The sequence below is a fragment of the Rhodanobacter sp. K2T2 genome (assembly GCF_013408815.1).
Taxonomy (GTDB): domain Bacteria; phylum Pseudomonadota; class Gammaproteobacteria; order Xanthomonadales; family Rhodanobacteraceae; genus Rhodanobacter.
The window spans coordinates 71,416-94,366 of sequence record NZ_JACCCA010000013.1; the positions used below are offsets into that span (position 1 = coordinate 71,416).

Sequence of the window (22,951 nt, forward strand, 5' to 3'; positions counted from 1 at the left end):
CGCTCACTGCGCATCTTTCGCTATCGACGCCTGTGGTCGGTCGGCCTTCTGCTATGCCTTGGCGCGCTTGGCAGCTGCGCGAAAACCACGGTAGACGATAACGCGCTGGTGTTCTGGACGATCGGTCGGGAAGGCGAAGCCATCGCCAAACTGCTGCCGGATTTCGAACGCCTAAATCCGGATATCCACGTCAAGGTGCAGCAGCTGCCGCTGACCGCCGCCCACCAGAAACTGCTGACCGCCTTCGCCGGCAACTCGACGCCGGACCTGACCCAGCTCGGCAACACCTGGCTGCCGGAAATGGTGGCGCTGGATGCGCTGGAACCGCTGCAGTCGCGCGTCGATCGTTCGAGCATCGTGAAACGCGACGATTACTTCCCGAGCATCTGGTCGACCAATCTGATCGACGGCACGCTGTACGGGGTACCGTGGTATGTCGATACGCGCATTCTGTTCTATCGCACCGATCTGCTGAAGCAGGCCGGCTTCGACCGCTCGCCGCAGGACTGGGCGCAGTGGCGAAACGTTCTCGGCGCACTCAGCGATCCTGCAAGGCACCGCTACGGCATTCTGCTACCGACGAATGAATACGAACCGCTGATGGCGCTGGCGCTGCAGTCACCCGACCCGCTGCTGCGCGACGGCGGACGCTACGGCAACTTCGAAAGCGCGGGCTTCAAGCGGGTGCTGACGTTTTATGTGGACACGTTCAAGCTGCATCAGGCACCGGCGATCACCAATGTCGAAGCCGGCAACCCGTGGTCCGAATTCGGCCGCGGCGTCTACGCGTTTTATCTTTCCGGCCCTTGGAATATCGGCGAGTTTCGCTCACGCCTTCCCGCTACCGAACAGGCCGACTGGTCGACGATGCCGCTGCCCGGTGAGAACGGCCCCGGCGCATCGGTGGCCGGCGGCTCCAGCCTGGTGATCTTTCGCACGTCCACGCACAAGCAGGCGGCGTGGACGCTGATCGAATACCTGTCGCAGCCGGCGGTGCAGCAGCGCTTCTACGATCTGCTGGGCGACATGCCGCCGCGGCGGTCGTCGTGGGAAGGTGCCAGCCTGCGCGACGACCCGAAGGCGCACGCCTTCCGCGAACAGATGGAACGTATGAAACCGACACCGCCGGTGCCGGAATGGGAGCGCATCGCCAGCGAGATGCAGCTCGTCGCGGCGCAGGCCATCGCCGGCGAACTCAGCATCGACCAGGCGACGGCAAAACTCGATCAGCGTACCGACGCGATTCTCGAGAAGCGTCGCTGGATGCTCGATCACTCGCTGCGGAGCGACGCACGATGAAAGGTTTCCGATGAACAAGCAGCGCATGGCATGGCTATTCCTGGCACCGGCACTGATCGTGCTGGGGCTGTTCTTTCTGCTGCCGGTAATTGCGGCGCTGGCGCTGAGCCTGACAGACTACGATATCTATGCGCTGGCGAATATCCACAACCTGCGCTTCGTGGCGCTGAGCAATTACTGGCTGCTGCTGCAGCGGCCGCTGTTCTGGTCGGCGCTCGGGCACACGGTGTATTTCGTCGCCGTCGGCGTACCGCTGTCGATGGGAGCTTCACTGGGCGCCGCCATGCTGCTGAACTCGCCGCTGGCACGGATGAAGCCGTTCTTCCGCACCGCGCTGTTTGCGCCAGTGGTGACCACGGTGGTGGCGATGGCGGTGATCTGGCGCTACCTGTTCAACACCAAGTACGGCATAGCCAACTATGTGCTCGGACATTTGGGCGTCCATCCGATCGACTGGCTCGGCGATCCGCACTGGGCCATGCCGACGATCATTCTGTTCGCTGTGTGGAAGAACTTCGGCTACAACATGATCATCTTTCTGGCCGGCCTGCAGGCGATTCCGATCGATCTGTACGAGGCCGCCCGCATCGACGGCGCCTCGGCGTTGCGGCAGTTCCGCCACATCACCCTGCCGATGCTGGGGCCGACGCTGTTGATGGTGAGCATTCTCACGGTGTCGGGCTATTTCCAGCTGTTCGCCGAACCCTATGTCATGACCGAGGGTGGGCCACTGCAGAGCACGACCAGCGTGCTGTACCTGATGTACGAGGAAGGTTTCAAGTGGTGGAATCTTGGCTCGGCCTCCGCCGTGGCCTTTCTGCTTTTCCTGATCATGTTTGCGGTGACGGCGATGATGCTGCGCCTGTCCCGGCGCAGCGAAGGAGCCGACGCATGAGCCCGCGCATGGCCAAGGCAATGATCAACGGGCTGCTGATCGGCGGCGCCGTGATCGCGCTGTTTCCGCTTTTGTGGATGCTGTCCGTGTCTTTCATGCAGCCGGGCGAGGCCAGCTCGCTGCCGCCGCCGCTGCTGCCATCGCATGCAACACTCAACAACTATCGCGAGCTGTTCGTGCATGCCGGCATGGGTACGTACCTGCTCAACAGCCTGCTGGTATCGGGTGCCATCACGCTGCTGTCGCTGTCGTTCAATCTGATGGCCGGCTATGCCTTCGCCAAGCTGCGCTTCGCCGGGCGCGAGCGCCTGTTCCAGGCGCTGATTGGCGCGTTGGTGATTCCCGCCCAGGTCGCGATGTTGCCGCTTTTTCTGTTGCTGAAATACATCGGACTGGTGAACAGCTATGCCGGCGTGATCGTGCCCGGGATGGCCACGGTGTTCGGCATCTTTCTGGTGCGCCAGTATGCGCGCGGCATTCCCGACGAGTTGATGGAAGCCGCGCGCATCGACGGCGCGGGCGAATGGCGGATCTTTCTGCAGATCGTGATGCCGCTGCTGAAGCCGATCATGGTGACGCTGGCGATCTTCAGTTTTCTCGCCGCTTGGAACGATTTCATGTGGCCGCTGATCGTGCTGACCGGGCAGGAACATTACACCCTGCCGATCGGGCTGGCCTCGCTGGCGCGTGAGCACTCGCAGGACAGCGAACTGATGATGGCCGGTTCGGTCGTCACCGTGCTGCCCGTGCTGGTGCTGTTTCTGGCGATGCAGCGCTATTACCTGGAAGGTCTGCTGCTGGGCAGCGTCAAAGGCTGAGGCAGGCAGAGGTTGAAACACACGGGATAGGGCAGGCAGGGTAGAAATGATGATGGTTAAGCCATTGAAGTGCGTGTGCATCGACCTTTGTCGCCATGCCGGCGCGACGCTAGTGATGATGGCTGGCCTGTTGCCGACGTTGGCCGTCGCGGGGCATGCGGCAAAGATGCCTTCCGTCGAAGCGTTGGATGATTTCAGCCACCCGGACGCCTGGAAGGCCACCGGCACTGATGACATCAGTGCGTCGGTAAAAGCGGTCAAGGGCAAAAGCGGCGATGCCGTCTGCGTGGATTTCAATTTCAACGGCGTGTCCGGCGGTGTGACGCTGCACCGCGCGCTGCCTATCCGGTTCCCCGCCAACTATGCGCTGTCGTTCGACGTGCGTGGTGCGATGCCGGCGAACGATCTGCAGCTGCGCCTGGTCGATGCCAGTGGCGACAATGTGTGGTGGTACCGTCACGAGGCGTTTCAGCCCGGCGAAAACTGGCAGACGATCGAGGTCGGCAAGCGGGATATCGATTTCGCCTGGGGAACCGCCAAGGACAAGGTGTTGCACCAGAGCAGTGCGATCGAGTTCACCGTCTACGCCGGCCACGGCGGCAAGGGCGAGCTTTGCTTCGGCAACCTGCGCCTGACGCCGCTGCCGGTGACCGCTGCTTCGGAACAGACTACGCCAACCGATGATCCGAACAAGACCCCGCTGGTGCAGCAGGCGCGGCGTGCGGTACGCGGTATGTACCCGCGCGGTCTCAGCGGCGAACAGAGCTACTGGACTCTTGTCGGCGTCGATGGTGGCGCGCCGCATTCGGCACTGATGTCCGAAGACGGCGCGATCGAGGTGGGCAAGGGCGGCTGGTCGATCGAGCCGATGCTGTTCGATGGCCATACGGTCATCGATTGGGCGACGGTAAAAACGCAGCAAAAGCTTTTGGACGGCTATTTGCCGATACCCACGGTACGCTGGCAGGCGAACGGCCTAAGTCTGGAGACGACCACCTTCGCCAGCGGCACGCCAAAGGATTCGAACCTCTTCGCGCAGTATCGGCTGCATAACGACGGCGACGCGCCACGCTCGCTGATGCTCGCGCTGCTGGTCCGGCCGTTCCAGGTCAATCCGCCGACGCAGTTCCTGAATATGAAATCAGGCATCAGCCCGATCCACGATCTGGACTGGAGCGGCCGCGCGCTGCGCGTGAACGATTCGCAACAGATCGTGCCGTTGCAGGCGCCGTCTGCCTTTGTGGCCAGCCCACATGGCACGGTCACCTTGCCCGAAAAGCTGGCCAGCGGCACACCGGCGAAAATCGATGCGGGCATCGAGAAGGCCTCACTGCACGACGGCTCCGGCTACGCTCAGGGCGCACTGCTCTACAGACTCACCTTGCCCGCGCATGGCGAGGTAACGCTCGGGCTCGTCGTGCCCAACCTGGGCGCTACCGGGGAACAGCCGTCGTTCGCGCTGCCACCAGATGCTGCGCAGTGGCTTCGGCAGCAGCAGGATCAAACCGCGGCGGCCTGGCGCGAAAAGCTCAACCGCGTCACGCTGCAGCTGCCCGACGGACAGCAGGCCATCGCCGATACCGCGCGCAGCACGCTGGCGCAAATTCTGATGTCGCGCGACGGCGACGCGCTGCAGCCGGGCACGCGCTCCTACGCTCGTTCGTGGATCCGCGACGGCGCCATGATGAGCGAGGCTCTTCTGCGCAGTGGCCACGCCGACGCGGCCGGCGACTTTATCAACTGGTACGCACCGCAGCAGTTTCATACCGGCAAGGTGCCCTGCTGCATCGACAAGCGCGGCGCCGATCCGGTGCCCGAGAACGACAGCCAGGGCGAGCTGATTTTCGCCATCGCGCAGTGGTGGCGCTACAGCGGCGATCGCACCGGCCTGGAAAAATTGTGGCCGCACGTCGAACAAACCGTCGCCTATATGGACACGCTGCGCGCAAGCGAGCGCACATCCGTCAACGCCGCGGATGCGAAGCGTGCCCTGTATGGACTGATGCCCGCATCGATCAGTCACGAAGGTTACTGGGCCAAGCCCATGCATTCGTACTGGGACGATTTCTGGTCGCTGATCGGCTATCAGGATGCCGTGCAGCTGGCCACGGCGCTGGGCAAGACCGAAGAGACAAAGAAATTTGCCGCCTCGCGCGATCAGTTCCAGGCCGATCTGAAGGCCTCGATCCTGCTGGCCATGCAGCAGCATCACATCGACTACGTTCCGGGCTCGGCCGAGCTCGGCGATTTCGACGCGACCTCGACCACGATCGCCCTGTCGCCTGGCGATGCCATCGACTGGCTGCCACCGGACCTGCTGCCACGCACATTCGAACGCTACTGGCAAAATTTCATCGCGCGTCGCGACGGCAAGCAGCCGTGGACCGACTACACACCGTACGAAATCCGCACCATCGGCAGCTTCGTGCGGCTGGGCTGGCGCGATCGACTGCAGCAGCTGTTTACGTTCTTTTTCGACGGCCGCCGCCCGGCGGCATGGAACCAGTGGGCCGAAGTGGTCGGACACGACCCGCGCCAACCGCGCTTTGTCGGCGACATGCCGCACGCGTGGATCGCCTCGGATTTCATGCGCTCGGTTTACGACATGTTTGCCTATGAGCGCAGCAGCGATCGCGCGCTGGTGTTGGCGGCCGGCATCTCACCGGCGTGGATGGGCGGCAAGGGTGTCGGCATCGCGCACTTGCGCACCCCGTACGGGGAACTGAGTTATTCGCTGCGGGAAACCGGCACGGCACTCGAACTGAAGATCGACGGCGGCCTGACCGTGCCACCCGGCGGTCTGGTTCTACCATGGCCTTACCCGGGCAAGCCAGGCGCAAAAAACGCGTCGCTGGATGGGCGTCCGGTGATGTGGCGCGGCGACGAAATCGTCATTCGCCGCGTTCCTGCCCAATTGCGCGTGCAGCACCCGCGCTGAATTCCCTAGACCGAGTGAGCGTGCCTTCCCGTGGCGGAAGGCACAGGCCTCAGAACTTGCCGGCGCGGAAGTCGGCAATCGCCTCGTGGATCTGCGCCTGCGTGTTCATCACGAACGGGCCGTAACGGGCGACGGGCTCGTTCAATGGGCGACCTGCGACCACAATCAGTCGCGAGGCCTTTTCAGCGCCCTTGAGTTGAATGCTGTCGCCGTCGGAAAACACGCCCAACTCGCTGCGCTTGAGCTGCTCACCGCCGACCAGGGCCGACTCGCCATCGAACACGTAGGCAAAGCCGTGATGACCCTTCGGCAGATCCAGCGTGAGCGCGGCGCCCGCCTGCAGGCTGACATCCAGATAGACGGGGTTGGTGGCGATGCCCTCGACCGGGCCGGTTGCACCAGCAAGCTCGCCGGCCAGCACGCGCACCTCCACACCGTCGGCGGGATGCACGACCGGGATGTTCTCCGGCGCGATGTCCTGGTAGCGCGGCGCGATCATCTTGTCCTTCGCCGGCAGGTTCACCCACAGCTGGAAACCCCACATCAGGCCGTTTTCCTGCTGTGGCATCTCCGAATGCAGGATGCCGCGGCCGGCCGTCATCCACTGCACGCTGCCGGGCTTCAGATCGCCGCTGTTGCCGTGGTTGTCCTTGTGCAGCATGTTGCCAGCGAGCATGTAGGTCACGGTCTCGAAGCCGCGGTGCGGATGCTCGGGAAAACCGGCGATATAGTCGCCCGCCTGATCGGAGCGGAATTCGTCCAGCATCAGGAACGGGTCGAGCATGTCGAGCCCCGGCTGGCCGATGATGCGCTTGAGCTTGACGCCCGCGCCGTCGGAGGTATCCATGCCGCGGATACGGCGGACGATATGGCGATCGGTCATGTCTGCTCTCCGTCAAAAGATTCCAGCAAGATGGACCCGACGCGGCACGCTGCCAAGGGCGCTCATGGGAACGGATTGTTTCCTAGAGCTCGCCAGTTAGGGCTCGATGCGCTTGAATCAGGCCATAGGCAGACGGGGGCGCAGGAACGATGTGCTGCAAAGTCCGCGTACCGTGCGCATATTCAACGGAAGCTCCAGCAGCACATGGCCAAGGCTCAGCGGCAAGCTGACAAGCAGGCCGACAACGATGCTCTGCGCATAGGCAAACATCACCACAGCCCACGCACTCGCCAGCAGCACCAGCCGCGTCGATGACACACGGTGCCAGCCCAGCAGTCCCGTTTTCAGGAACCAGTTTACGTAGTGATAGGCATAAGCAAAGCCCAGGAAGCCCACCAGCCGTAACGCAACACCGTGGCCTGGTACCGACAACAACTCCAATAGTCGTGGAAAACTTTTTTCGGCCGTCTTCAAGAAGCTGCCGTCGCCGAGATCCACGGTCGGCAGCAAAAGAAAACTGGCCGCCGCCAGCCCCAGAGCAGCAAGCGGCAAGCAATCCTTTGTTTGGCGCGTGCGGCTCGCACCGGCCAGCATGAACATCGTCGTGAATGCAAAGACGTGGATAAGCGTTGGCACGAGCACGACCACCGCCAGAACGAAGCCCCAGCCCAGCTTTGCGCCCGCCATGCCAATACCGGCCGAGAAAGCCGTGACGAGGACAGTCACGACCATCGACATGCCCAGGCCCGCGGCGACCAATCCTCCAAGCAACGCGCAAAACACACCGTCGGCCTCGGGCTGGTTCGGGCGCACGAGCATGATCATCAGCACCGCAAGCGCCGTGATGATCCACAGCCTTGGACGGCTCACAAAATACTTTCGGTCATGCAGCCAGGAAATTTCGGTGAGGTAATGGGCCGGACCGAGGACCGCGTAGGCGCCGAGCCATGTCGTTGCGGGAAGAACGTGCGCGAGGACAGCGCAAAGGAAGATGGCGAGCACATTCAAATGCGTTTGCGACACGCTGATTCCTTTCGACTAGCATCTGTCTGACGTCGATGATAGACCCGATGGCTTCACATGGCTCCCAGAGAATGACCGCAGCTGGCGCAGAAACGTGCGCCGACCGATGTCGCTACACCGCAGTGAGGGCAAAAGGCCGGTGGTTTCGGTGCATCGGTTGGCGCGCCGGCTGGCGCGGGTGCACCGCCCATCGCCTTGAGCAGCGCATCCGGTGAGGCGGGCCGGCCGCCGAACTGATTCATCGCGCCCAGGGCGGCGATCTTTTCAACGTCGCGGCGCGAGGTCGGCATGTCGACGCTGCTCTGGTCCGCGGCAAAGTTTTCCAGCTGTTTGCGCAAGGCGCTGGCCCGATCGGTGAGGCCGCGCAGGCCGACGATGCGCCGTTCGGATTCGCTGCCGAAAGTGACCGAGTCCACTTCGGCCACCCACACCCGCAGGGTCATGTCGTTGACGCTGACGATGTCTTTCTCGGTGCGCACGCGATCGGTGAACGGCGCACCGACTGCCGTATGCGCGCGCTGAAAGCTGCCGTCGATCTCGACCCAGGTCATAAGCGAAACAAAATCAAACCGCGCCCACAGAATATGCCCGGCACGCAGGCAGAACAGCGCCAGCGAAAACATGCCACCGGCGTAGCAGACGTATTTCCATAGCGTCGGCGCCAGCTCGCCCATCGTCACCTGATGGGTAAACAGCAGCAGCGCAATCGAACCGGCCACGGTATACAGAACGCCCAGCGCGCTGAGCACGGTCAGCCAGCGGTAGCGCGGTTCGGCCAGCGCATGCGAAAAGCTCACCGTGCGCATGTCCTCACGCGGCATCGGCTGCGTTTCCTCCAGCAGTTCGCCGTGGAAGGTTCCGTTGTCGCCCACCGTTTGCGGCACGTAGCGCGCGTAGCGGCGGTTGGGAATCTGCTCGATCCAGTTGCGCTGCATTTCGCGATCGAGCTCGACCAGGATCTGGTTCGGCGGCGCGTTCATCGATACCGTCGCCAGTTCGCAGGCCATGGTGGTCTGCGGCGGCGCCACCATCTGCCGCAGCACGGCGACGAAAAACACCAGTACGGATATCAGCGCGCAAAGCAGCAGAAACAGCGCCTGCCCGCTGAGGTCGATGCCGCCGAGATTGGGCAGCGCGGGCGAAATCGTATGGATCAACACCGGCGCGAGTATCGCCACCAGTACCAGCACGATCAGCCCGGCGGAGCCCAGGTGCGTGCTCGCCTGCGAGCCGCTTTCCAGCGGTTTGAGAAGCAATGCAGCGGTGTAGATGAAAAAGAACAGGCCGAGCCAGGCCATGTCCTTTTCGCTCAGCACACCGAGCAACGAGACCAGCAGGCCGAGCAGGACGACGGCAAGAGTCAGGCCGGTGCGAAATAAACGCTGCGCCACCCACTGAATCCGCTGCGGCGCCCAGATCAACGATCGCACCAGGCTGTAAAGCAGGCCATTCAAGGCGCCCGTGGGCTCGTCGACCGAGATGGCGCCACCGCGAATGGTCGACTTCAGCGCGACCGCGCCGGCCAGTTCGCCGAGCTGGGCGTCGGCCAATTCACCGGCCAGGCCGGCCGGTTTGCCGCGACCGAAGAAAAAGCGCAGCCGGCTCAGCCCCACCGCCGCGTGCTGAATGCCTGCTGCGAACATCGCCACGCCGACGATGATGGGCGCCAACGCCCAGCCGCCGATATGCGCGTAGAGGCCGGCGCGACCCTGAAAAAGCGCGATCAGTCCGCCGCCGATCAGAATCGCCGCGGCGATAAAGCGGAAGACGTTTTCGACGCGGAAGGGATTGGGAAAATCCAGGCCTTTGGCGCTGGAACCGTATTCATAAGCCATGGATATTCCCTGTCGACACGGTATGGATAACGGCGTGATCGATGACGGCGCGCGACCGCCCAACGGCCGGGACGAGCGTCGCTCGAATCAATGCACCCAGTGGCCGCTGCGCTGGCGCGGTGGTGCGTTGTCGTCGTCCTTGGTCTCGGGGATGGCCTGCACCATCGCCTCCACCTCGGCCTCGGTCGCCGGCTTGGCCTGCCAGTATTGATTGACTGCACCGAGCACGGCCGGCACCTGCGACAGACACTCGTCGTATTCGTCGTCGCTGAGCTTTTCGAATTCGGTATCGGCGCTGAGGATGCCTTCGTCCACCGCCAGCGCCATCACCGGGCCAAGCAGCTCCATCAGCTGCGGGTCTTCCGACAGGCGGTTTTCCCACAGGCTGGCGCGCAGATCGATACCGCGGCTGAAGCCTTCGCACCAGCCGGCGGCCGACAGCATCGGGCCGGTTTCCAGCTCCACTTCGCCGAGAATCGGCTCGTACGCGTCGACATCGAGTTCGGCGCTGATCGAATCGTTGAGCTTGGCCAGCAGGGCCAGCACGCGGTTGCCCTCGTCCTCGTCGGCGAAGGGCTCGTGCAGCACCTCGGGCAGCCACTCGTCCGGCAGCACCAGCAGCGGGCCGACCGCCAGCGCGCTGAGCAGGCCGTGCACGCCATCGAGCAGCAGGTCACCTTCGCCAGAATGGGCGCGTAGATAGCGGTCCAGTTCTTCCAGTTCGTTATCGTCCAGCGAGCTGGGCCATTCGGTCTTTGCAGTCATTTCGTGTCCAGTTCCAGCAGCACCGGCGTGTGGTCGGAAGGGCGCTCCCAGCGTCGCGGTTCGCGGTCGATGGCGGCGGCCTTGGCTATCGATTTCAGAGTATCGCTGATCAGGATCAGGTCAATACGCAGGCCCAGATTGCGGCGGAATCCCGCCTGCCGATAATCCCACCAGCTGAAGTATCCGGCGTCGGGCTCGAACAGGCGGAAGCTGTCGTGCAGGCCGAGCTCGGTGATGGCCTTTAGACCGGCACGCTCCGGCGGCGAGCACAGAATGTCCTCGCCCCAGGCGACCGGGTCGTAGACGTCGCGATCGTCCGGGCAGATATTGAAATCGCCCAGCACGATCAGCTTCGGATAGCGCACCAGTTCGGCTTCGAGAAAGTCACGAACTCTGGCCAGCCAGTCCAGCTTGTACGCGTATTTTTCGTCGCCGACCGCCTTGCCGTTGACGACGTACAGATCGACTACGCGCAGATCGCCGATGTTGACGGCCAGAATGCGCCGCTGCGGATCGTTCAGCCCTGGAATGTCGGTCACCGCGTCGCGCGGCTCGGCGCAGGTATCGGCTCGCGTCAGGATCGCCACGCCGTTATAGGTTTTCTGGCCGGAAAAGACCGCGCGATAGCCGGCGGCCGCCAGCTCGTCGACCGGAAACTTGGCGTCTTCCAGTTTGGTTTCCTGCAGGGCGACGATGTCCGGCTGCGCGTCGGCTAGCCACTGGGTGAGGTGGGGTAGACGCACCTTCAGCGAGTTGACGTTCCATGAGGCGATTTTCATGGCGATATTGTAAGGGATGAGCCAATGCCGGCCCCGGCTATTTCAACCATCCCGCCATCATCAGCGACCGCAGGCCAGGCAAGGGGCTCGATCGAGCATGACCCTGAAACCGGCAAAACCCTTGATTAGATTTGGATAAAGCGCAAAAAGAGCGGCCTTTTTCCGATGAGGAAAAGGAACTTTCAGGATTTTCGGGGATAAAACCGACCGGTAACCGTATTTACGGTGTATGCTTAGGAAGCAAGCCCTCGGGGAGACCCTAGGTTCCTGCTCATACTGCGGTAAAGTGCTATTCGCTCCGAGCCGCAAACCATCACTGCTTCAAAGGTAATGTTACATGTCGGATCGTCAGAGCGGTACAGTCAAGTGGTTCAACGACGCCAAAGGTTTTGGCTTCATCACGCCGGAAAGCGGTGATGACCTGTTCGTGCATTTTCGCGCGATCCAGGGCACGGGCTTCAAGTCCCTGCAGGAAGGTCAGCGCGTCACGTTCGTAGTCACCAAGGGCCAGAAAGGCCTGCAGGCTGAAGAAGTCCAGGTTGCCTAAGTCCTTCGGACTTTAGCGATTTGAAAAGCCCGCTTCGGCGGGCTTTTTTTATGGCCGTGGCTGGCCGGCACACCGGAAATGCAGAAGCCACGCCCAGGAACGCATGAAAGTTCGGTCGCCCCCCGAACGAGCGGCGACCGTCTAGTTCTGGCTCACGCCAAACCGTGACTGCGCAGTAGCGCCTCCGGCTCGGGCTTTCGTCCGCGGAAGGCGATGAAGCTCTCCAGCGCCGGCCGGCTGGCCCCCACGGACAGTACCTCGCGGCGGAAGCGATCGCCGGTGGCGCGGTCGATGACGCTGCCCGATTTTTCCGCCTGCTCCTCGAAGGTGCCGAAGGCGTCGGCAGAGAGCAGCTCGGCCCACAAATAGCTGTAGTAACCGGCCGCGTAACCGCCGGCAAAGACGTGACTAAAGGCGTGCGGAAACCGCTGCCAGGCCGGCGGATACAATACCGCCACCTGCTTACGCACCTCGTCCAGCACGCTCATGGTCCGCGCGCCTTGGGCCGGGTCGTATTCCAGGTGCAGGGTGAAATCGAACAGCGCGAACTCCAGCTGACGCACCAGAAACAGGCCAGCTTGAAAATGCCGCGCCGCCAGCATGCGCTCGAATAATTCGTCAGGCAGCCGCTCACCGGTCTCGTAGTGGCGGGCGAACAGGTCCAGCGCCTCGCGATTCCAGCCGAAGTTCTCCATGAACTGGCTAGGCAGCTCGACCGCATCCCACTCCACGCCATCAATACCGCCGATCGACGGCAGGGCGATTTCGGTCAGCAGATGATGCAGGCCGTGGCCGAATTCGTGGAACAGGGTCAGCACGTCGTCGTGGGTGAGCAGGGCCGGCTTGCCGCCGGTCGGCGGCGGAAAGTTGCAGGTGAGAAAGGCCACCGGCAGCTGACGTTGCTCACCGTCATCGAAACGGGCTCGGCAGACGTCCATCCATGCGCCGCCACGCTTGCCGTTGCGGGCATACAGGTCGATGTAGGCGCCGGCAAACACGCGGCCGTCGGCATCGCGCACGTCGTAAAAGCGCACGTCAGGGTTCCACACGTCGACATCGTCCCGGGCCGCCAACGTGATGCCGTAGAGCTTGCTGGTCAGCGCGAACAGGCCGTCGATGACCGCCGGCAGCGGAAAATACGGTTTTAGCTGTTCCTCATCCAGCGCGTACTGCCGCTGGCGCAGCTTTTCGGAGACGTAGCCGACGTCCCAGGGCTCGAGGTTGTCGAGCTTGAGTTCGTCGCGGGCGAAGTCGCGCAGCGTGGCCAGCTCCTGCTGCGCGACCGGCTTGGCCCGTGCGGCCAGGTCATGCAGGAATTCCATCACCTCGGTCGGCGAGCCGGCCATCTTGGTCGCCAGCGATTCCTCGGCGGCGTTGCGGAAACCGATCAGCTGGGCCGACTCGTGCCGCAGCGCCATGATTTTTTCGATGCGTTCGGAGTTGTCGAACTTGCCGGCGTTAGGGCCCTGATCCGAGGCGCGCGTCTGGTACGCCCAGTACACGCGCTCGCGCAGGCCGCGGTTGTCGGCATAGCCGAGCACGGCCTGCACGCTGGGTTGTTTCAGCGTGACCAGATAGCCGGCGAGCTTTTGATCTTCGGCGTACTGACGCAGCACCGCGCGGCCGGATTCGGGGATGCCGGCCAGATCGCGCTCGTCGGTCACGTGCTCCTGCCATGCCTCGGTTGCGTCGAGCACCGCGTTGGAGAATTCGGTAGAGAGTTTGGACAGCTCCACGCCGATGTCGCGATAGCGCGACCGCGCCGGCTCATCCAGCGCCACGCCGGAAAGGGTGAAATCGCGCAGCGAATGCTCCACCAGCGCGCGCTCGGGCCGCGGCAGCTGCGCAAAGTCCGGCGCATCGGCCAGTGCCTGCACGGCGGCATACAGCTCGCGGTTCTGACCTAGTTCGATCGAGTGTTCGGTCAGTTTCTCCTCGGCCGGCCCGTAGACCTGGCGCAGCGCGTCACTGTCGGCCACCGAATGCAGGTGGCCCACCGGTCCCCACGCACGCGACAGGCGCTGTTCGAGCCGCTCCTGGGTCAGCATCACGGTGGCGAAATCGCGCGGTGCGTCGGGCGCGGTCAGCGCGGCGATATCGTCGCGATAGTCGGCCAGCAGCGCATCGATCGCCGGCTCGACGTGTTCCGGAAGAATCTGGGAAAACGCCGGCAGGACGTCGTCGGCGAGCAGCGGGTTGGCCTGGTTCATGCGCATCTCATGCAAGTTCTCTCAAGACCCCCAGCGTGGCGACGCCAGCGCGCGAAATCAAGCGGAACAAAGCCGCACAGGGCGCGCTTGCGCCACGTTCGCGTACCGTACGCGCCGTATTGTCATGATTGGCCCCGTAACATCCTCGCCATGTGGCGAACAGATGTCAGAGAACTGCTGAAAGATAGCGCCACGTTCGCGCAGCTGCCGCCGGCGGCGCTGGAAGCGTTGGCCGATGAGCTGGTCTGGTTCGGCCTGCCCGGCGGACGGCCGCTGTTCAAGCCGGGCGAGCCGGCCGACGCATTGTATTTGGTAAAAAGCGGCAGCCTCGGCGTATTCGACAACCCGACGGTGCTGCGTCACCTCGTCAGCGCCGGCGAAAGCGTGGGCGAGATCAGCCTGCTCGGCGGCGAGACGCGCGGCCGCATGGTGCGAGCGTTGCGCGACAGCGAACTGCTGCGACTGGACCGGGCCGCGTTCGAGCGCGTGCTGGCCGGGCATCCGCAGGCGCTGCTCGGCGTCGCGCGCGCCGCGATCGAACGCCTGCAGCGGCGTGACCGCGGCGAAGAAACGCCCGGGCTGCCGAGAACCTTCGCCGTGCTGCCGTTCGATGGCGCGGTGCCGGCGCGCGCGCTGACCATGCAGCTGGTGATGGCGCTGGAAACCTACGGCAGCTGTCTCGTGGTCGACGCCGAACTGGGACACGGACGCGGCAGCGACTGGTTTGCCGCGCGCGAGGCACAGCATCGCTTCGTGATTTATCTCGACGTGCCCGGCCAACGAAACGACGACGGCCTCTGGCGCGAACGCTGCCTGCGTCAGGCCGACGTGCTGCTATTGCCGGCCCTCGCGGCACAGCCGGCGCGCGACTGGCCGACGATGGTGCCGGTGCACGCTTCGCGTGCGCGCCATCGGCCGCGACATCTGATCTTGCTGCATGCCGGTCATCAGGTGTCGCTGAGCGCAGCGCTGCGCTGGCGCGCGGTGTTCAGCGGCGAACTGCAGCATCACCATATTTGCGGCGATGGCGACATCGCGCGAATGGCGCGGCTGGTCAGCGGCCACGGTCGCGGACTGGTGCTGGCCGGCGGCGGCGCGCGCGGGTTGGCGCATCTGGGCGTGCTGCGCGCCCTGCGCGAGGCAGGCCACGATTTCGATGCCGTCGGCGGTACCAGCATTGGCGCCATCCTCGGTGCCGGCGTGGCGAACGGCTGGGATATCGAAACGATGACCGAGATCTTCCGCCGTGCCTTCGTCGAAGGAAGACCGCTGTCGGACTGGACCCTGCCGCTACTGGCACTGACCCGTGGCCAACACGCCTCGCGCATGCTGCGCCGCACGTTCGGCGTGCTGGGCATCGAGGATCTTCATCTACCCTATTTCTGCGTATCGACCCGGCTCTCCGGCGGCGGTCAGGCCGTGCACCGGAACGGGCCGCTGTGGCTGTGGCTGCGCGCCTCCAGCGCGATACCCGGCGTGCTGCCGCCGGTGCTGCAGCACGGCGAGGTGCATGTGGACGGCGCGCTGGTCAACAACCTGCCCACCGACGTGATGGCCGCCGATGGCATCGCCCACATCACCGCGCTGGACGTGCAGGCGGATATCGCGCTGCGCACCGACGTCAATGAATCCTCCAGCCCGCCGTGGTGGCGATTGCTGCTGCAACGAAAAACACTGCAGCGTCCGGGGCTGGTTTCCACCCTGGTGCGCGCCGGCATGGTCAACGGCGAGGAAGCCAGCCTGCGCCGGCGCGCGCAGGCACAGCTGCTGTTCACACCGCCGCTGGATCACATCGGCATGCTCGACTGGAAGGACTGGCAGCGCGCGATCGACTCGGGCTACCGGCATGCGATCGAGGTGCTGAATCAGCTGCAATAGCTTGATTGAAGCGATGCTCGACTCGATCTTTTGGCCGATTATCGCTCAGCCTGCATCTCTGACGTTTTGACCGTTTTCTGCAAAACGGCACTTTTCAAGTTATGTCTCTGCCCACGACGTTCAAGCAGCAACGGTGAGGCGAGAGTGCACTGCGGATGCATTCGGTTGAGGCCATGTATCGCCCCAGCCAGGCCAGTCATGAGACCCGGTGTGAAAGCCGCACGCGTCAGCCCGCCGACCATACCTCGGTGCTCTTCAATGGCAGAGACGATCTCTGCGGTGGCCTCGTCTGGATCGGTAGCGCAGCCGTCGGGGTCCAGTTCCGCGGCGCGCACGTGCAGTTCCCATAGAGACATGTCGCCATGGCACAGCGTATGGCTGGCACCCCACTTCCCGCGGGCAGCGGCAGCCGCACGGCGCAACGTCCGCAAATGACGCAGATCGCGCGTGCGCGCATACAGATCGCCGGCAGCCAGGCCAATGCCGACGCTACCGTTGCACCAGGTATGGAAGCTGTTATCGCCGGCATTTGCGCGTATGTCGATCCAGTTGCCTTGCGCCTCATCGTAGAGTGAGTCCTGAAAGGCGAACGCCTGATCCGATAGGGCAACCCAGCGAGCTCGATCTTCCGCGCTGCCAGCGGCGGTCAGCGCCAGCCGCGCCAGCGACCAGGCGACGCCGGCCGCACCGTGCGCGAATCCACCGGCCGGCTCCGCGGTCCCTGCCATCGGCCAGCGCGCACCGCGCTCGTCAATGATCGCGGTCGTTTCCAGACGCTGCGCCGCGCGAGCTGCGAGCACGTGCCAGCGTGAGTCGCCGGTGACTTCGGCCAGCCCCAGCAAAGGAATGATCGCGCCGCTGGCGCCATCAATGATGTCGAACAGTTCGTCGCCTTCGAAACCTTCTTGTTCCAGAGCTTCGGCACGCGCAATGGCACGCGCCAGCAACTCCGGATCTTGCTGCAGCTCATACAGGCTCAACCAGGCCCAGATCTGTGCGCCATAGCCGGAAAAACCGCCAACTGTCTGCGGTTTGTCGGCCACCTCCATGGACCGCATGACCTTCAAGGCTCCCGCCAATGCTTCATCGAGCCCAGGCACTGCGTCGGCACGGCCATGCTCGACCTCGAACCGGTAGCCAGCCAACGCCGACGCAATGCCGCCGAGACCGAAGTACACATCCGCATAGACGGGTTGAACCGCCCAACCGCTCCGACCGATTTCTGGCGTAATCCAGGTTGCCGATCCATCGTCGCCCCTCACGGCCAGCCGCAACAGACGCTCGACCGCATTGGCGGCCAGCTTGCGTCGGCGTTCGTCGAGCCGGTGGGTGTGTGGCCGCTGAGCGGCGTAGAAACGTCCGCTACTTTCTTCTTCGCGATCGCGAAGACGCTGGTTGAGATCGGTCGCAACGAGCGCACTGCGTATCGTCAGTTCCTCAAGCTCGATGCGCATGGCCCGCCAGTCGGCATAAACTTCATCGATCTGGGACCGGCTCAACGACGCAACGAAGATCGGCACATCGCCATGACGCAGGTCGTCGATCTCGGCCATGATCTCTTCTGGCGCCGATGGTGCGATCGGCACTATGGCGGCATTGCGTGCGAGAAGGTCGCGAACACGCTCGATGGCCTTGCCTTCATCGTGCAGCGAAGCTGGATGCCACAGCATGCGACCAAGCTCCACATAAGCCTGGGTAGGTCGACGGACATCGCGCACTCGGCAACCCTCGAAGCAAGCCAGCAGCGGTGCAAGACGCTCCTCGGCATCCAGCGAGTGCAGACGTGCGCTGGCTTCGAGGAATCCTTCGCTGATCTGGTCCCAGTAAAGGGATACCTTCGGACGCGGACTGGGATGGTTCAATGCCGGAACCATGTCCACGCTGACGACCTCGACCCTTGCCGACATGGTGCCTTCGTCGACAATGATCGGCTTGTGCACCAATGGCTGTTGATCGGGCAGTGCGCCAGCAGAGGAAACATCGACCCCATTGAATCCAAGCGCTGGCGTGCGATACGGCACGATGCCCGTGCGCAATACCGAGCTGCGGATCATCGCGGCCGCAAGATCGTAGGCTTGGCCGTATCCGGAAGGTGGCGCGGAAGTAGGGGTCGAAAACAGGCTTTCCACATCGATCACTATCGGCACCGGACCGACGGCAATGAGGTTTTCCAGGTGAATGTCGGTACCACCGAGCAGGCGTAATACGGCCAGCCAGTGACCCAAGCCACGATAGAAGGTCCGCAGCTCATCTTCACCGGAGCAATAACGATGCGCGACAAAGGCAGCCCAACCATAGTCGCCGCGATCGATCACCTGCGGCACACGCACACGATCGACCGCGTCACCGAATACGCTGCCAAGAAACACCTCAAGCGTCTCGTCGACACGCAGCGAACGTGGCTTGTACATGACCTCGCCGCCTTCCAGCGACAACCGAGCCACGGTCTGGCCACCCGCATGCAAATCGCCCTGGCCCAAAGTCACTCCGATCAAACGCCCGGCAGGCTGTTTCAGCAGGCGCCCCAGTTCTGCGCGATCGGCAATAAAGCGCACCACCAGCGAGTGAATGGCGTTGGACTGCTGAGCGAGCAGGCGCCGCAGACGCGCGCGCAATGGTGGATAGCGGCGGTCGAGATGTTCGGCGAACGCAGGCTTTAATGCGTTTTCGACGAATTGTGCAAATTGGCCGGCTTCGTCTCCTGCGTTCAGCTCACCCGCCAACTTGGACGCATGAAGTTCCAGCAGCATTAATCGACTCAGTCTGAGCCGCGCACTATTTTGCAGAGCTTGTTCGGCAACCGACTGGATCAGTGCCGCTTCTTCAGGATCCAGTTCATAGGCGATTTCCGCAAGCTGCGCGGCGAAGGAAACGCACGTTGGAGCAGCAAAGTGTTCGATGATGCGCGCGAAGGCATCCGATGCGTTGGTTTCGGTCATCGTGCACCAAGAGTCCTTTCAGTTCATGGGGCCGAAATTGGCTGGAAAGACCGCCTGCGCGTACCTAAGCACAAACAAAATTGATACCCGCAGGCGGCAACCTAGATCAACAGCAGGCGCAACCACCAGCCACTGAACAGGTCGTACTTCCGCGCAATGTCAAAGTGATTATCTCGGGGCCTGCGCTCGTTAGTGCCGCTTCAGTAACCGCCAGTCCCTCGATATACAGCGGTCCGGCCGGATTGTCGTAGCCACCGCTGCTATCGGAACCGCTGAGCCAACCTGAAACGATTTCGTCATTCAATTGCATAATCTTTCTCCATTTGATTATTGACCATGATTTGTATCAATCATGAGTTGTATTGAAGAATCCGGTAGCTCCCTTACTAGATCAATCGCACCATTGGAGCCAGCTCCGGACATTGACGTTCACGTGCTTGCGAAACTCCCACAGGCCTAATTGATTAACAGTCCAATCGTGCCCCATATCCAAGTTCCGCCTCCGGACAGTGCTTTCAGGCACGCCGACCTGTCAACAGGTTTCTATGTTACATCGCAGCATGGCAAGAATTTACGCCTCGAAAGTTTTGAGGCGTGATGAAATCGATGGAAAGTACCTAGAAAACTAGGCAGCGACCTGCTCTCGGTGCCAATTAGCGCCATCGCTTGCGAGGTAATAGAAAGGCAGATGCACCGTGCTGCGGTGATTGACCCGCCCCACGATCGCGAACGCTAGAATGCTGCCATGACATCGATACGAAGCTACAAAGGATTGCTCCCAACCCTCGGCGAACGCGTCTACGTTGACACCGCGGCAACCGTGATCGGTGACGTCGTACTCGGTGACGACGTATCGATCTGGCCTGGCGTGGTCCTTCGCGGCGACGTGCATTACATCCGCGTCGGCGCACGCAGCAACGTGCAGGACGGTACCATCGTGCACGTGACTCACGACGGCCCGTATTCGCCTGGCGGCTTCCCCACCATCATTGGCGAGGACGTCACCATCGGCCACGGCGCGGTAATTCACGCCTGCACGATCGAGGACTTCTGCCTGATCGGCATGGGCTCGACCGTGCTCGATGGCGCCACGATAAAAAAGTACGGCTTCGTCGGCGCGGGCAGCGTGATACCGCCGGGGAAAGTCGTCGGCGAGCGCGAACTGTGGCTGGGCAACCCGGCCAAGTTCGTGCGGCTGCTCAGCGATACCCAGGTCGAGCAGCTGCATTACTCGGCCAGTCACTACGTGCGCCTGAAAGACGAGTATCTGGCAGCCGGCTGATGGCTGTGCGCCATGTACTGTTTCTCTGCAGCCGCAACCGGCTGCGCAGCCCGACGGCAGAACAGGTGTTTGCCGCATGGCCCGATGTTGAAACCGACTCGGCCGGGCTCGCCGATGACGCCGACGTGTCACTGTCGGGCGAGCAATTGGAATGGGCCGATCTGATCGTCGTGATGGAGCCGTCGCACCGGCGACGGCTGATGCAGCGCCACCGCGGGTATCTGAAAGGCAAGCACGTCGTAGTGCTGGATATTCCAGACAACTATGCTTTCATGCAGCCCGAGCTGATCGAGCTGCTGCTGCGAAAAGTGGGGCCTGTGCTGCGATAGACAGATGTCGCGCCCGCCGCCTGCGCGCGACGAGGAGCTACAGTGTCGCGCTTTCCGTACGCGCCTGGATCGCCGCCGCCTGCGCTTCGTGCTCGCGCATCATCACCATGCGCTGGGCGCTGAGCTTGCTGCCCAGCAGTGCCAGCTTGTAATTGTTGCTGTCGTAATCGCGCAGCAGGGAAAGCTCGCGCTGCGCTTCGTCGACATCGCGCGCGTTGATGGCTTGCTCGACGTCGTTGCAGGCTTGCGTAAAAAGCGTATTCAGGTCGTCCCGCGCAACCGCATTTTTCGGATCGAGCTGCAGCAGACTGAGGTAGAACTCGTAGGCGTTGCTGCCGGCGGGCGCAACGAGCCGGTGTTCGCTGACCGCGGATTTCGCCAGGCCCAGCAGAATGCCCTCGCCGCTGGCGTCGGTCGAGGTGCCGGAACCCGCGGCTTCGGCTTGGGCTGAACCTGCCGCGTGAACATACCAGCCGATGCCGCCGGCTAAGACAATGAGTGCCAAGCCAGACGCAAAAATTGGTCCGCGTCGGGAAAACGCAGCAGACGAAAAAGTAGACATGGCGCTCGGATAGTGATCGTACCGCGCGCGAAGGCGCCCGCGATCGGGCGCTTCGGCGGAAGCGGTCGTCACCATAGTCATGCCATATGTCAGCGGCGTGACGAAACGCGAGGAAGAATACGGCTATGTAACCGTCGCCGCTCCACGCAAGCGACGATCACCTGTTAGCGTGCGCGAGAATCACCAGCCGAGCACGGCGTTGCCGTTCTCCGGCGAGCCGTCCGGGTGGGTGAACCAGAACACGCGGTTCTGTTTGTTCGGGCAGCCGGTGCCGGTGGCATAGCTGGATACCGCCCCGTTGAAGCTGCCGACGTCGGTGCGATAGCAGCCACCCAGCGAATCGTTGAAGGTGAAGCTTTGCGTGCTCTGCTGGTTGCTGTGCGAGGTAAGGTTGCCGCTGGCGTCGAAGGCCAGCGTGTCGTCGCTATCGACTGTATTGTTGAGCTTGGCCGAATACAGCGTGATGCCGAACAGCTGATGCACCGTGCTCTTTTCGTCGCCCTGATGCGCCACCGTGGCCAACCTAAAGCTGCCGTCGGCAGCAATCGCTTCGTTGACATCCAGATGCAACGGATAGCGCACGTGTTCGCTGTACTTGCCGGTAACGAATCCGCCGATGCTGCTCTGGCTGGTGCTATCGGACGAGGTCTGTTGATCGGTCACCTGGCGGTACGTGGTGTCGTTGATGGTGAACGTCTGCACGTCGCCAAAACCCACGGTCTGATCCACCGTGGTTTCCACGCGGCCACGCGAGGTATTGGCGTACCCTGTGATGATGAAATGCCGGCTCAGCTGCGTGGTGATGGCGCCGGTGATATTGCCCGAGGCATCGGTGCTCAGCGTACTGCCGATGGTCGGCGTGGGCGGCTGGCCAACCAAGGTATTGCGCTCGATCTGGCCGCTGACGGTTTTCGCATGCGGGTCGAGATACAGCAGCAGGCTGGCCGTGGCCGAAAAATAATTGTTTGCGCCCGCGACGCTTACCGCGACCTGATGCGCCGCGCCGTTGCTGAGCACGCCGGCGAACGGCGTCAGGTCGATGCGGTACGGCATGAAGTTCAGCGTCTGCACACCGGTAGTCGGCCGCCACAGGTAAGGATCGATGCCGCCGCTGTAGATCCATGGATACACCGGCGCCACGCCGGCCGGCTGGCCATCGATGCTGACTTCGGCCTCGCGGAAATTGCCGCCGCCGCATTCCTGTACCTCGGCGGCGTACTGATCGGGCACGCAGGTGTACCAGAACTCGTCGGCATTCTGGCTCTGCGCGAATACGTCCAGATAGGCACGCTCGACGTTAGTGGGCAGGGTCAGCGACTTGCTCAGCTGACTGGTGGATGTCGTCAGCGACACTGTGTTCCCGATCGGATCGCTGCCCAGCGGGATCACGGCGTCGGGCGCGGGCGCCGCCGGTGCCAGAATCGAGACCGGATAGAACAGCAGCTTCGCGCTGCCGTAGATCACGCCGGTATAGGTGCTGTCGACCACGTTGCCGATCAGGGCCTGGCCGTTGCCGGCCTGACGCAGCAGGGCGCTGTAGTCGGTGAGATCGCGCTCGACGTGCCAGCTCGGTGCGACCGTGGACGAGGGTTCCTCGGTCGTACCGAAATACAGGTTCACACCGCCGAGCCAAAGAGTGGCGGTGCGATCGAACTGGCGCCCGGCAGTGACCGAAAAATCCGCTTCCAGCACCACTTTCGACCAGTGCGTGCCGCAGCCCGTCGGCGGCGTGTAGGCATAGGGACGCGGGTTGAAGTCGTTGAACGCCACGCCGCTGAACAGCTGCACCGTGCACGGCGTGCCCGGCGGCCGCGGCACGGTGGGATCGGCTACGGTGACATTGGTCGAGCCGATCGGACTGGTGTTGCTGGCAGCGGCGCCAAAGGCGCTGCCGGCCAGAACCAAGGCCAGACCCGCCATAACTACCGCTCGACGATCGAAAAACCCTTTCGGCAACATGCGTGACTCC

At 63.0% G+C, this 22,951-nt stretch carries 18 protein-coding genes; 8 read left to right on the plus strand and 10 right to left on the minus strand.

The window, feature by feature from the left end; translation table 11 throughout:
* Positions 1-105 precede the first annotated feature (105 nt).
* The 4 genes from HDE78_RS18050 (at position 106) to HDE78_RS18065 (ending at position 5,950) form a co-directional block, all read left to right on the plus strand.
* The gene (locus tag HDE78_RS18050; RefSeq protein WP_255457893.1) at positions 106-1,299 is read left to right on the plus strand and encodes a sugar ABC transporter substrate-binding protein; all 1,194 of its coding nucleotides are present in this window, start codon (positions 106-108) and stop codon (positions 1,297-1,299) included.
* Positions 1,300-1,309: 10 nt separating this feature from the next.
* Positions 1,310-2,194: a sugar ABC transporter permease gene (locus tag HDE78_RS18055; RefSeq protein ID WP_179482074.1), complete on the plus strand. Its 885-nt coding sequence runs from the start codon at positions 1,310-1,312 to the stop codon at positions 2,192-2,194.
* Entirely contained in the window at positions 2,191-3,012 is an 822-nt protein-coding gene (locus HDE78_RS18060) for a carbohydrate ABC transporter permease (protein WP_179482076.1), read from the plus strand. Before HDE78_RS18055 ends, HDE78_RS18060 begins: the two co-directional genes overlap by 4 nt.
* Positions 3,013-3,178: 166 nt before the next feature.
* Positions 3,179-5,950: a carbohydrate binding domain-containing protein gene (locus HDE78_RS18065; RefSeq protein WP_179482152.1), complete on the plus strand. Its 2,772-nt coding sequence runs from the start codon at positions 3,179-3,181 to the stop codon at positions 5,948-5,950.
* Between the two features lie 49 nt (positions 5,951-5,999).
* Here HDE78_RS18065 and HDE78_RS18070 read toward each other — a convergent pair whose 3' ends face one another.
* From HDE78_RS18070 to xth, 5 genes are all read right to left on the minus strand, one after another.
* Positions 6,000-6,833: a pirin family protein gene (locus HDE78_RS18070; RefSeq protein WP_179482078.1), complete on the minus strand. Its 834-nt coding sequence runs from the start codon at positions 6,831-6,833 to the stop codon at positions 6,000-6,002.
* Positions 6,834-6,950: 117 nt separating this feature from the next.
* Positions 6,951-7,856: a hypothetical protein gene (locus tag HDE78_RS18075; protein ID WP_179482080.1), complete on the minus strand. Its 906-nt coding sequence runs from the start codon at positions 7,854-7,856 to the stop codon at positions 6,951-6,953.
* 53 nt (positions 7,857-7,909) lie between these two features.
* Complete coding sequence (locus HDE78_RS18080; RefSeq protein ID WP_179482083.1) at positions 7,910-9,691, minus strand: zinc ribbon domain-containing protein; 1,782 nt, start codon at positions 9,689-9,691, stop codon at positions 7,910-7,912.
* Positions 9,692-9,778: 87 nt separating this feature from the next.
* Positions 9,779-10,456, minus strand: a complete 678-nt coding sequence (locus HDE78_RS18085) for a YecA family protein (RefSeq protein WP_179482085.1) — start codon at positions 10,454-10,456, stop codon at positions 9,779-9,781.
* Positions 10,453-11,235 carry an exodeoxyribonuclease III gene (gene xth / locus HDE78_RS18090; protein ID WP_179482087.1) on the minus strand — a complete coding sequence of 261 codons (783 nt, stop codon included), beginning with the start codon at positions 11,233-11,235 and terminating at the stop codon, positions 10,453-10,455. The genes HDE78_RS18085 and xth overlap by 4 nt, the downstream gene beginning before the upstream one ends.
* Before the next feature lie 337 nt (positions 11,236-11,572).
* Between xth and HDE78_RS18095 the strand changes: the two genes are divergently transcribed.
* Positions 11,573-11,782 (plus strand): cold-shock protein, encoded by a 210-nt coding sequence (locus HDE78_RS18095; RefSeq protein WP_007809889.1) that lies wholly within the window; start codon positions 11,573-11,575, stop codon positions 11,780-11,782.
* A gap of 152 nt (positions 11,783-11,934) precedes the next feature.
* Here HDE78_RS18095 and HDE78_RS18100 read toward each other — a convergent pair whose 3' ends face one another.
* Positions 11,935-13,992 (minus strand): M3 family metallopeptidase, encoded by a 2,058-nt coding sequence (locus HDE78_RS18100; RefSeq protein ID WP_179482089.1) that lies wholly within the window; start codon positions 13,990-13,992, stop codon positions 11,935-11,937.
* Between the two features lie 150 nt (positions 13,993-14,142).
* Between HDE78_RS18100 and HDE78_RS18105 the strand changes: the two genes are divergently transcribed.
* A complete protein-coding gene (locus HDE78_RS18105) occupies positions 14,143-15,870 on the plus strand; it encodes a patatin-like phospholipase family protein (protein ID WP_179482091.1) in 1,728 nt (575 codons plus the stop codon).
* 38 nt (positions 15,871-15,908) lie between these two features.
* Here HDE78_RS18105 and HDE78_RS18110 read toward each other — a convergent pair whose 3' ends face one another.
* Both HDE78_RS18110 and HDE78_RS21145 read right to left on the minus strand, forming a co-directional pair.
* The gene (locus HDE78_RS18110) at positions 15,909-18,809 is read right to left on the minus strand and encodes a type 2 lanthipeptide synthetase LanM family protein (protein ID WP_179482093.1); all 2,901 of its coding nucleotides are present in this window, start codon (positions 18,807-18,809) and stop codon (positions 15,909-15,911) included.
* Between the two features lie 106 nt (positions 18,810-18,915).
* Positions 18,916-19,119, minus strand: a complete 204-nt coding sequence (locus tag HDE78_RS21145) for a DUF6229 family protein (protein WP_179482095.1) — start codon at positions 19,117-19,119, stop codon at positions 18,916-18,918.
* A gap of 435 nt (positions 19,120-19,554) precedes the next feature.
* Here HDE78_RS21145 and HDE78_RS18120 point away from each other — a divergent pair, with 435 nt between their 5' ends.
* The gene (locus HDE78_RS18120) at positions 19,555-20,091 is read left to right on the plus strand and encodes a gamma carbonic anhydrase family protein (protein WP_179482097.1); all 537 of its coding nucleotides are present in this window, start codon (positions 19,555-19,557) and stop codon (positions 20,089-20,091) included.
* Positions 20,091-20,420 (plus strand): low molecular weight protein tyrosine phosphatase family protein, encoded by a 330-nt coding sequence (locus tag HDE78_RS18125; RefSeq protein ID WP_218862521.1) that lies wholly within the window; start codon positions 20,091-20,093, stop codon positions 20,418-20,420. Before HDE78_RS18120 ends, HDE78_RS18125 begins: the two co-directional genes overlap by 1 nt.
* 37 nt (positions 20,421-20,457) lie before the next feature.
* Here HDE78_RS18125 and HDE78_RS18130 read toward each other — a convergent pair whose 3' ends face one another.
* Both HDE78_RS18130 and HDE78_RS18135 read right to left on the minus strand, forming a co-directional pair.
* The gene (locus HDE78_RS18130) at positions 20,458-20,925 is read right to left on the minus strand and encodes an energy transducer TonB (RefSeq protein WP_255457889.1); all 468 of its coding nucleotides are present in this window, start codon (positions 20,923-20,925) and stop codon (positions 20,458-20,460) included.
* A gap of 237 nt (positions 20,926-21,162) precedes the next feature.
* Entirely contained in the window at positions 21,163-22,941 is a 1,779-nt protein-coding gene (locus tag HDE78_RS18135) for a peptide-N4-asparagine amidase (RefSeq protein ID WP_255457890.1), read from the minus strand.
* Positions 22,942-22,951: the final 10 nt, after the last annotated feature.